Source organism: Pseudomonas sp. OA65 (genome assembly GCF_017498305.1).
In the GTDB taxonomy this organism is placed as follows: domain Bacteria; phylum Pseudomonadota; class Gammaproteobacteria; order Pseudomonadales; family Pseudomonadaceae; genus Aquipseudomonas; species Aquipseudomonas zanjanensis.
In genome coordinates, this window is record NZ_JAGDEZ010000059.1 from 1 (window position 1) to 10,613 (window position 10,613).

The window sequence follows — 10,613 nt, forward strand, 5'->3', positions numbered from 1 at the left end:
AGGAGAGCAGAGGTTTGGTGGGAAGGGAGGTATAAAAAACAGATAGATTTTTTTTTTATTTTAAGACAAAAAGATACCACACGTTTTTCTTGGGCTTCTCGAGGGCTGAAAGATTTTTATAGGACTCTTTTTGTGGCGGGGAAGTTGCCCCCCGATTGGCGAAGCGCTCACAAAAAAAAGGGCCGCTGCGCAGCCCAGCGGGAGCAAGCTCCCTCGCCACAGTTCAAAATGGGCTCAAGCGCTTAGATGTAAACGTAAAACCGAGAAGTCACATTTGCATCGATTGAATTTGCAAATGAGGTTGATAGAAGGCATAGTCTCGCCATCTTTACTACTTCAGCCACGGTCGTGCCCATGCTAAATCGCTTTGCACCCCTCGTGCCTCTCGCACTCGTTACCCTGTTGTTCGGCTGCGCTGCCCACTCCCCAGTGTCCCAGCAAGCGCCCCAACCGCAGGTCCAGAACTCCGTTACCGCCCAGTCTTCCTCCGTTGCGTTCCAGGAAGAAATGGCCTCCGACAAAGAACTCGCAGCCTTCGCCGGCAGCAAGCCTTACCAGCTTCCAGTACTGGCTGACAGTATCCTGGAACGTGGCATGTCGTTGATTGGTACCCGTTACCGTTTTGGTGGGACCTCTGAGGCCGGCTTCGATTGCAGCGGTTTTATCGGTTATCTGTTCCGTGAAGAGGCCGGCATGAACCTGCCGCGCTCCACTCGCGAAATGATCAACGTGAATGCCCCACTGGTAGCGCGCAACCAACTGGAGCCCGGTGACCTGCTGTTCTTCAGCACCAACGGTCGTCGCGGTCGCGTCAGCCATGCCGGTATCTACCTGGGCGACAACCAGTTCATCCATTCCAGCAGCCGCCGCAGCGGTGGCGTGCGAATCGACAGCCTGGGCGACAGCTACTGGAACAAGACCTTCATCGAAGCCAAGCGTGCCCTCGCCATGGCACCGACTGTGATCACGGCTCGCAAGTAAGCCCACAGTTTGTAAGGCAAACTTAAAGTCTTACTTGAAGTTTGCCATATAGCCGCTAGAATCCTTGATCATTGATTGATGGCAATCCGCCTGCGTACTCCGCAGGCGGATTTGTTTTCATGTCCACGGCAGAAAAGCCGCATCCAGATCAGGATTGTTCTGCATATGTCGACGTCGGCCCGCCTCGCTCTCATGTTTCTTGCCGCGCTGCTCAGTGCGTGCGCCAGCCGTACCCCGCCGCCAGCACCTGTCGTGCGGGCCCCGGTGGTCTTTGCTCCCACGCAATCCTTTTCCCCTGCCGCCGAAGACGTACTGTTCCGGGCGCTGGGCCTGGTGGGCACGCCTTATCGTTGGGGCGGCAACACGCCGGATTCGGGCTTCGATTGCAGTGGCTTGATCGGTTATGTGTACCGCGACGCCGCCGGTATTGCCCTGCCACGGTCCACGCGGGAAATGATCAGCATGCGGGCGCCAGAAGTGGGTAAGGACGCGTTGCAGAGCGGTGATTTGGTGTTCTTCGCCACCAACGGCGGCTCCCAGGTCAGCCATGCCGGAATCTATGTCGGTGAGGGGCGTTTCGTCCACGCGCCGGCTACGGGTGGCACGGTCAAGCTCGACAGCCTGTCCAAGGCTTATTGGCAAAAGGCCTATCTGGGTGCCAAGCGTGTGCTGCAACCGGAGCACCTGGCGCGCAATCCCTGACGATTGAGTTGAGCGCTCTTGTGGCGAGGGAGCTTGCTCCCGCTGGGTTGCGCAGCAGCCCCAAGCTTTTAGCGGTTGCTACGCAACCGAGCGGGAGCAAGCTCCCTCGCCACGGGGATCGGTTTCAGCCCTGTTTTTTCGACACCCGCCAAATCTTGTTCCCCACATCATCCGCCACCAACAACCCACCCTGCTTGTCGATCACCACGCCCACTGGCCGGCCTTGGGCTTTTTCATCGGCGTTCAAGAAGCCGGTCAGCACATCCACCGGTTGCCCCACCGGTTTGCCGCCGTTGAACGGTACGAAAATCACTTTATAACCACTGTGGGGCTTGCGGTTCCAGGAGCCGTGCTGGCCGATGAACGCCCCTTCGGTAAACGGGGCGGGCAGGGTGCTGCCCTCGGCGAAGGTCAGTCCCAATGATGCCGTGTGCGGGCCGACGGCGTAGTCTGGGGCGATGGCCTTCGCCACGAGGGCAGGGTTCTGTGGTTCGACCCGGGCATCGACGTTCTGCCCGTAATAGCTATAGGGCCAGCCATAAAACGCGCCGTCCTTGACCGAGGTGATGTAGTCCGGCACCAGGTCGCTGCCGATCTCATCCCGCTCGTTCACCGCCGTCCAGAGCGCACCACTGCGTGGTTCCCAAGCCAGGCCGTTGGGGTTGCGCAGGCCTGAGGCGAAGATTCGGTGATTGCCGCTGGCACGGTCCACTTCCCAAATGGCGGCGCGACCTTCCTCGGCTTCCATGCCATTTTCCCCGACGTTGCTGTTCGACCCGGTGGTGACGTACAGCTTGCTGCCGTCGCGGCTGGCGATCACGTTCTTGGTCCAGTGGTGGTTGAGCGTGCCCCCGGGCAGATCGACGACCTTGGTCGGCTGTGCCTTGATTTGCGTATCACCTTCTTTATAGGGGAAGCGGATCAATCGGTCGGTATCGGCCACGTACAGGTCATTGCCGACCAGGGTCATGCCGAACGGCGAGTTGAGGTTTTCCAGGAACACCGTGCGGGTCTCGGCGATGCCGTCGTGGTTGGCGTCGCGCAACAGTGTGATGCGATTGGGGCTGGGTACCCCGGCACCGGCGCGACCCATGACCTTTTTCATCACCCAGCCACGGATGCCCTTGGAGTCGTCCGGCTTGGGCGGGGCATTGGTTTCGGCCACCAGCACATCGCCATTGGGCAACACATAGAGCCAGCGCGGATGGTCTAGCTCTTCCGCGAAGGCGCCCACTTGCAGGCCTTGGGCCGGGGTCGGCTTGGCGCCTTGCGGCCAGCCGATGGCTTCGGCGATGTTGACGGTGGGGATCAGGGTCTTGTTCGGTTCAGGCAGTTTTGGCGCAGGGCCGGTGCCGTCGGAGACTTGCAGGGTGGAAGACTCGCCACAAGCGACAAGCCCGGCGGCAAGGGCGACGATCAGAAGATGAGGTGGCTTGAGCATGCTGGCTTCCCTATGAATGCATGTGGTTATTCATAGAGGAGCGTAGACGCGCGATGGTTCAACTGTGGGTAGGTCAGTCAGCCAGGGGTCTATGGATGTCATATCTGCTGAAAATCCAGTGTGGGAGCGAGCCTGCTCGCGATAGCGTTGCCACAGCCGACGAAGATGTTGGATGTGCAGGCCTCTTCGCGAGCAGGCTCGCTCCCACAGGAGAGCTGGGTATATATGAGTTTTATGTCTGCCGAAGCTGCGCAATGACTCAGCCATGAGCCTGCTTGAACAACACCGCGATACCAGGATGGTACTGCCCGCCTTCGTTACGCAATTTGCGATAGGCGTAAGGGAAGTACCAGGCCACGGCGCAGGTGTTTTCCTTCTGCAGGTCGTCGATCATGTCCTGCAGTTCTTCGGGCGTGGCGCTTTGCTGGGCTTTTTGTGGCGAGACGAACAGGCAGCCCAGCTTCAGGTCGCTGGCGTAGCTGATGCGCTTGGCATCGCTGGTGGCTTCGAGCAGCGGTTGGGTCAGGTTCAGGTTGTTGACCTTGGGCCAGCGTTGGGTGGCCTGAATGAAGGCCCGCTCCTCGGTGCTGGCGATGAACAGGTCGGCGCTGACGTTACGTTCGCCTTCTTCGTTCTGCTTGCGGGTCGGGGCGTTTTGCAGGGTGACCATCTCGGCCATCCAGGCGGCGGCCGACAGCAAGCCGAGGTTGGCCCGTTCATCGAACCAGTAGGGCGTGTCGTTATCGCCGCGCACAGCGTTGTAGCGGTCAATACAATCAAACCAGCGTTCCAGCAGCGGGCGCAGGAATTCCAGCTTTGGATTGCTGATGAGCATGCCTTGCATGTTTTTGCCCTCTTGTTCTTGTGATATCGGGTCGTGATGCCTATTTGATATCACTTGCCGTAGCGTGGCACAAGATTGACGTCACTTTATTGATCCGGGCCAATGTTCCGTGCAGAAGCCATGGCGGCTTTAATTGACGCTCCACCCCCAACCCTCTAACCTTCGCCGCTTGTTTCAGGTGCTCTGTGACCGCGTTCGACAGAGTGAAACAGGGAAGCCGGTGAGTGCACACGAACCCGGCGCTGCCCCCGCAACGGTAAATGAGTCAACGCTGCGTACAGGCCACTGTGTCGTATGACATGGGAAGGCGCGCAGCCAGGCACCACGCCGCTCATGAGCCCGGAGACCGGCCTGATCCATCCAACGGCATCACGGTGGGCGATGCCAGGCTTGTTGCCGTCTTTTTTTGTGCCCGCCCGCCGTTATCCAATCCCCAGCGGAGGCTTCCCCATGACCGACTCCCTCATCACCGATACGTCTGATCGCGACGAACGCCACCTGGCGCGCATGCTGCGCAAGAAAGCCGTGATCGACGAGCGCATCGCCAACTCGCCGAACGAATGCGGCTTGCTGCTGGTGCTGACCGGTAACGGCAAGGGCAAGAGCAGTTCTGCGTTTGGCATGCTGGCCCGGGCCATGGGCCACGGCATGCAGTGCGGCGTGGTGCAGTTCATCAAGGGCCGCAACAGCACCGGTGAAGAGCTGTTCTTCCGGCGCTTCCCGGAGCAGGTGCGCTTTCATGTCATGGGTGAAGGTTTCACTTGGGAAACCCAGGACCGCCAGCGTGATATCGCCGCCGCCGAAGCGGCCTGGGCCGTATCGCGACAGTTACTCAGCGATCCGGCCATTGGCCTGGTGGTGCTCGACGAACTCAATATTGCCCTCAAGCACGGCTACCTCGACCTCGACCAGGTGCTGAGCGATCTGCAAGCCCGTCCGCCGATGCAGCATGTGGTGGTGACCGGCCGCGGCGCCAAGCCGGAGATGATCGAGCTGGCCGACACCGTGACTGAAATGGGCATGATCAAGCACGCGTTCCAGGCCGGCATCAAGGCGCAGAAAGGCGTCGAACTGTGAACGATCCCGCCATGACCCGCCGCCATTGTCCGGCGGTGCTGATCGCAGCGCCGGCCTCGGGCCAAGGCAAGACCACCGTCACCGCAGCGCTGGCCCGCTTGCATCGCAACCAGGGACGCAAGGTGCGCGTGTTCAAATGCGGCCCGGACTTTCTCGACCCGATGATCCTGGAGCGGGCCAGCGGCGCGCCGGTCTATCAACTGGACATGTGGATGGTCGGCGAGCAGGAAAGTCGCCGACTGTTGTGGGAAGCCGCTGCTGAAGCGGACCTGATCCTCATCGAAGGGGTCATGGGGCTGTTCGACGGCACCCCGTCCAGCGCCGACCTGGCGCGGCATTTTGGCGTGCCGGTGCTGGCGGTGATCGATGGCACGGCCATGGCCCAGACCTTCGGTGCCCTGGCCTTGGGCCTGGCCCGTTATCAACCGGACCTGCCGTTCGCCGGGGTCTTGGCCAACCGGGTCGGCACCTTGCGCCACGCGCAATTGCTTGAAGGCAGCCTGACCGAAGGCCTGCGCTGGTACGGCGCGCTGTCCCGGGAAACCGGCATCGAATTGCCTAGTCGTCATCTCGGCTTGGTCCAGGCCAGCGAGTTGAACGACTTGGACGCGCGCCTCGACGCGGCCGCCGATGCCCTGGCCGGCAGTTGCGAAGTGGCGCTGCCGCCCGCCGTGGCGTTCGACGCGCCCGAGGTGGTCGCCGTTGAGCGGTGGCTCGATGGGGTACGCATCGCCGTGGCCCGTGACGAAGCGTTTGCCTTCACCTATGGCGCAAGCCTTGATCTGCTGCGGGCCATGGGCGCGCAGTTGCGCTTCTTTTCGCCGATCCATGACAGCGAACTGCCCGAGGCGGACAGCCTTTATTTGCCTGGCGGTTATCCGGAACTGCACCACGTTGCGCTGTCTCGGAATACCCCGATGCTGACCGCGATCCGTGCGCACCATGGCGCCGGTAAACCGTTGCTCGCCGAATGCGGCGGCATGTTGTATCTGCTCGATTCCTTGACCGATGTCGAAGGCGTGCGCGCCGAGTTGCTGGGTTTGCTGGCCGGCGATGCGCAGATGCAAAAGCGCTTGGCGGCCTTGGCGCTGCAGTCGGTGGATTTGCCGGAGGGCAACCTGCGTGGGCACACCTACCATCACTCCCTGACCAGCACCGAGCTCGAGCCGATTGCACGTGGCCATAGCCCGAATGGCGGGCGAGGGGCGGAGGCGGTGTTCCGACAGGGACGGATGACGGCTTCCTATGTGCATTTTTATTTCCCGTCCAATCCGCGGGCGATTGCGGCGTTGTTTGCGCCTGACCTTGAGGCCGCCTTCGTGAGCAGGCTCGCTCCCACAGGGGATTGTGTGATCTCAAGTACAGCGCCTGTCACTGTGGGAGCGAGCCTGCTCGCGAAGAGGCCATGACAAACACCACTTTTTCCCAGGCCGAACGCGACGCCGTCTACCGCGCCATCGCCGAGCGCCGCGACATGCGTCATTTCAGCGGCGGCACGGTGGAGCCAGCGCTGCTGCGCCGCCTGCTGGAAGCCGCGCACCAGGCCCCCAGTGTCGGCCTGATGCAACCGTGGCGGTTCATCCGCATCAGCGACCGCGCCTTGCGTGGGCAGATCCGCGAACTGGTGGAGCAGGAACGCATTCGCACCGCCGAGGCCCTGGGCGAGCGCAGCGATGAATTCATGAAGCTCAAGGTCGAAGGCATCGACGACTGCGCCGAAGTCCTGGTCGCGGCGTTGATGGAGGATCGCGAGCGCCACATCTTCGGCCGCCGGACCTTGCCGGAAATGGACCTGGCCTCGCTGTCCTGCGCGATCCAGAACCTGTGGCTGGCCTCCCGTGCCGAAGGGTTGGGGATGGGCTGGGTTTCGTTGTTCGAGCCCCAGGCCCTGGCCGACCTGCTGGGCCTGCCCGCCGGGGCCAAGCCGCTGGCGATTCTTTGCCTGGGCCCGGTCGAGGGTTTTTATCCAGCGCCGATGCTCGCCCTGGAAGGGTGGGCGCAACCGCGTCCGCTCCATGAACTGCTGTATGAAAACCGTTGGGGAGTGAGCCCATGAGTGTGGCCTTGCTCAGTGCCGCCGCGGTGGCGCTGGATGCGCTGTTGGGCGAGCCCCGGCGCTGGCACCCGCTGGTGGCGTTCGGCGGTTTTGCCGATCGCATCGAACAACGTTTCAACTCAGGCGGACGTGGTTGGCGCAGCCACGGCGTGACGGCGTGGGTCATCGCGGTGGTGCCGCTGACCCTGCTCGCCACGGCCTTGTCGTGGGCGCCGATGGTGGGCTGGCTGGTGGAGATTCTGGCGTTGTACTGTGCCCTCGGCCTGCGCAGCCTCGGTGAACATGTCGAGCCGGTGGCGCGGGCGTTGCGCAGCGGTGATCTGGACGAGGCACGCAAGCGTGTCGGTTACCTGGTCAGTCGCGAGACGGCTGAACTGGATGAAACCGCCGTGGCCCGCGCCGCCACCGAATCGGTGCTGGAAAACGGCAGCGACGCGGTGTTCGCCGCGTTGTTCTGGTTTGCGGTGGCCGGCGCGCCCGGTGTGGTGCTGTACCGCTTGAGCAATACCCTCGACGCCATGTGGGGTTATCGCAATGAACGCTTCGAGCGCTTCGGTTGGGCGGCGGCAAAAATCGATGATGGGCTCAACTACATTCCGGCGCGCCTGGTGGCATTGACCTACGCGCTGCTCGGCAAAACCCGCCTGGCGCTCAAGTGCTGGCGCACCCAGGGCCCGACCTGGGACAGCCCCAACGCCGGACCAGTGATGGCCGCCGGGGCCGGAGCGCTGGGTGTCGAGTTGGGCGGGGCGGCGGTTTACCACGGCGAACTGCACCAGCGTCCGCCCTTGGGCGAAGGCGTGCCGGCGAGTGCCGATTCCATTGATCGCGGCTGGCAATTGGTCCAGCGCGGGGTATGGTTGTGGTTGCTGATTCTCTGCCTGGGAGCTGAGTTTTATGCTTGAGCACGGTGGGCGCTTGCGCAACGCGGTCCGGCAATACGGCATTGCCGAGGCGGATTGGCTCGACTTGTCCAGCGGCCTCGCGCCTTGGCCGTTCGACGTCCCGGCAATTCCCCCGCGGGCTTGGGCGCGGCTACCGGAAACCGATGACGGTTTGGAGCAGGCCGCCTGCGATTACTACGGTGCGTTGGACGTACTGCCGGTGGCCGGTTCGCAGATGGCCATCCAGCTGTTGCCGCGCCTGCGTCGCAGCGGCAAGGTCGGTGTCCTGTCGCCGTGTTACGCCGAGCACGCCGAGGCCTGGCGCCGCAGCGGCTATATCGTGCGCGAAGTATTGGAAGCGGAAGTGGATTTCTTCCTCGACAGCCTCGACGTGCTGGTGGTGGTCAATCCGAACAACCCCACGGGCCTGAGCCTGGCGCCCGAGCGTTTGCTGGACTGGCATGCCCGCCTGGCCCAGCGCGGTGGCTGGCTGGTGGTGGATGAAGCGTTCATGGACGTCACGCCGGCGCTGAGCCTGGCGGCGCATACCCATCTGGTCGGATTGATCGTGCTGCGTTCGTTCGGCAAGTTCTTTGGCTTGGCCGGGGTGCGCCTGGGCTTTGTCCTGGCCGAGCGGCGCTTGCTCAAGTTGCTTGCCGAACAGGTCGGACCGTGGGTGGTCAGCGGGCCGACCCGGGTGTTGGGCCAGGCCTGCTTGCTGGATACCGACGCTCACGCAGACCAGCGTCAACGCTGCGAAGCCACCAGCCAACGCCTGGCGCTGCTGCTCGAACGTCACGGCTTCAAACCTCAGGGCGGCTGCGGGTTGTTCCAATGGCTGGTCACGGAGTACGCCCAGGGGCTTCACGACTTCATGGCCCAGCGCGGCATTCTCCTGCGCCTGTTCTTGAACACCAGCAGCCTGCGTTTCGGGCTGCCGGCCGACGACGCTGAATTCCTGCGCCTCGAACAGGCCTTCGAGGCCTACGCCAAGGACAACCCATGACCACAGTGATGGTGCAAGGCACCACGTCCGATGCCGGCAAAAGTACTCTGGTCACGGCCTTGTGCCGCTGGGTCAGGCGCCAGGGTGTGCAGGTGGTGCCGTTCAAGCCGCAGAACATGGCCCTTAACAGCGCCGTGACGGCTGACGGCGGCGAAATCGGTCGGGCCCAGGCGGTGCAGGCCCAGGCCGCCGGGCTCGAACCGCACACCGACATGAACCCGGTGCTGCTCAAGCCCAACAGCGACACCGGCGCCCAGGTCATCATCCACGGCCGCGCCGTCACCACCATGAACGCCGTGGCTTATCACGACTACAAAGCCATCGCGATGCAAGCCGTGCTGGCTTCCCATGCGCGCTTGAGTACGGCCTATCCAGTGGTAATGGTGGAAGGTGCCGGCTCGCCGGCCGAGATCAACCTGCGTGCCGGCGACATCGCCAACATGGGTTTTGCCGAAGCGGTGGACTGCCCGGTGCTGCTGATCGCTGATATCAATCGCGGCGGGGTGTTCGCCCATCTGGTCGGCACGCTGGAATTGCTTTCCCCCAGCGAACAGGCTCGGGTCAAGGGTTTCATCATCAACCGTTTTCGTGGTGACATCGCCTTGCTGCAACCGGGCCTGGACTGGCTGGAGGCGCGCACCGGCAAACCGGTGATCGGCGTGCTGCCGTACGTGATGGACCTGCATCTGGAGGCCGAGGATGGGCTCGATCAGCGCCAGATCGACAAGGCTGAACAAGTGCTCAAGGTGGTGGTGCCGGTACTGCCGCGCATCAGCAACCACACCGATTTCGATCCGCTGCGCCTGCACCCGCAGGTCGACCTGCAATTCATCGGTCCCGGCCAGCCCATCCCGCCGGCGGATCTGATCATCCTGCCCGGCTCGAAAAGCGTGCGCAGCGACCTGGCCTACCTGCGCGCCAACGGTTGGGAGGCGGCGATCCATCGTCACCTGCGCTACGGCGGTAAGTTGCTAGGGATTTGCGGCGGTTTGCAGATGCTCGGCCAGCAGGTCCACGACCCGCTGGGGTTGGAAGGCGCGGCCGGTTCCAGTGCCGGGCTGGGCCTGCTGGACTTTGAAACGACCCTGGAACACGAGAAGCACTTGCGCAATGTGCGCGGGCGACTGGCGTTGGAAGCGGCGCAGGTCAGCGGCTACGAGATCCATGCGGGTGTGACCACAGGCCCGGCCCTGGAAAACGCGGCGGTGCATCTGGAGGACGGTCGTTGCGACGGTGCCCAGAGTCTCGATGGGCAGGTGTTCGGCACCTACCTGCATGGGTTGTTCGAGTCGCCCGAGGCCAGCAGTGCGTTGTTGCGTTGGGCGGGGTTGCAGGATGTGCAAACGGTGGATTACCACGGGTTGCGCGAGCGGGACATCGAGCGGCTGGCGGACCTGGTGGAGCGGCATCTGGATACTGGGGTGTTGCGTGAACTCTGTGGGATTTGAGGGGCCTGTACCGACCCCTTCGCGAGCAAGCCCGCTCCCACAGGGGATTGGTGTATGCAGCAGATCCGGTGTGGGCTCTGTGGGATTTGCGGTGGCTGGGCTGGCCTCATCGCGAGCAAGCCCGCTCCCACAGGGGATTGGTGTATGCAGCAGATCCGGTGTGGGCTCTGTGGG

General features: G+C 62.9%; 11 protein-coding genes and 1 riboswitch. Of the genes, 9 read left to right on the forward strand and 2 right to left on the reverse strand.

Features of this window, described 5'->3' with window-relative positions:
• The 3 genes from J3361_RS27475 to J3361_RS27485 form a co-directional block, all read left to right on the forward strand.
• The coding region (locus J3361_RS27475) for a hypothetical protein (protein WP_207967182.1) at positions 1-246 on the forward strand (246 nt) is incomplete at its 5' end.
• Positions 247-354: 108 nt separating this feature from the next.
• Positions 355-981, forward strand: coding sequence for an NlpC/P60 family protein (locus tag J3361_RS27480; protein WP_135846748.1), 627 nt, complete (start codon positions 355-357; stop codon positions 979-981).
• Between the two features lie 165 nt (positions 982-1,146).
• Complete coding sequence (locus J3361_RS27485; protein ID WP_207967183.1) at positions 1,147-1,683, forward strand: C40 family peptidase; 537 nt, start codon at positions 1,147-1,149, stop codon at positions 1,681-1,683.
• Between the two features lie 124 nt (positions 1,684-1,807).
• Here the strand turns inward: J3361_RS27485 and J3361_RS27490 are convergent, their stop codons facing one another.
• Both J3361_RS27490 and J3361_RS27495 read right to left on the reverse strand, forming a co-directional pair.
• A complete protein-coding gene (locus J3361_RS27490) occupies positions 1,808-3,124 on the reverse strand; it encodes a sorbosone dehydrogenase family protein (RefSeq protein WP_207967184.1) in 1,317 nt (438 codons plus the stop codon).
• Positions 3,125-3,383: 259 nt separating this feature from the next.
• Entirely contained in the window at positions 3,384-3,968 is a 585-nt protein-coding gene (locus tag J3361_RS27495) for a hypothetical protein (RefSeq protein WP_207967185.1), read from the reverse strand.
• Positions 3,969-4,127: 159 nt separating this feature from the next.
• A riboswitch (cobalamin riboswitch) is annotated at positions 4,128-4,338 on the forward strand.
• 95 nt (positions 4,339-4,433) lie between these two features.
• Between J3361_RS27495 and cobO the strand changes: the two genes are divergently transcribed.
• From cobO to J3361_RS27525, 6 genes are read left to right on the forward strand one after another with little or no spacing between them, the layout of a single operon-like run.
• Positions 4,434-5,045 (forward strand): cob(I)yrinic acid a,c-diamide adenosyltransferase, encoded by a 612-nt coding sequence (gene cobO / locus J3361_RS27500; protein ID WP_207967201.1) that lies wholly within the window; start codon positions 4,434-4,436, stop codon positions 5,043-5,045.
• 11 nt (positions 5,046-5,056) lie between these two features.
• Positions 5,057-6,454: a cobyrinate a,c-diamide synthase gene (locus J3361_RS27505; RefSeq protein ID WP_207967202.1), complete on the forward strand. Its 1,398-nt coding sequence runs from the start codon at positions 5,057-5,059 to the stop codon at positions 6,452-6,454.
• On the forward strand, positions 6,451-7,101 hold the full coding sequence (gene bluB, locus J3361_RS27510) for a 5,6-dimethylbenzimidazole synthase (protein ID WP_207967186.1): 651 nt from the start codon (positions 6,451-6,453) through the stop codon (positions 7,099-7,101). The genes J3361_RS27505 and bluB overlap by 4 nt, the downstream gene beginning before the upstream one ends.
• The gene (gene cbiB, locus J3361_RS27515; protein WP_207967187.1) at positions 7,098-8,006 is read left to right on the forward strand and encodes an adenosylcobinamide-phosphate synthase CbiB; all 909 of its coding nucleotides are present in this window, start codon (positions 7,098-7,100) and stop codon (positions 8,004-8,006) included. The genes bluB and cbiB overlap by 4 nt, the downstream gene beginning before the upstream one ends.
• Positions 7,999-8,991 (forward strand): threonine-phosphate decarboxylase CobD, encoded by a 993-nt coding sequence (gene cobD, locus J3361_RS27520; protein WP_207967188.1) that lies wholly within the window; start codon positions 7,999-8,001, stop codon positions 8,989-8,991. The genes cbiB and cobD overlap by 8 nt, the downstream gene beginning before the upstream one ends.
• Entirely contained in the window at positions 8,988-10,439 is a 1,452-nt protein-coding gene (locus tag J3361_RS27525) for a cobyric acid synthase (protein ID WP_207967189.1), read from the forward strand. The genes cobD and J3361_RS27525 overlap by 4 nt, the downstream gene beginning before the upstream one ends.
• The last annotated feature ends 174 nt before the right edge of the window (positions 10,440-10,613 follow it).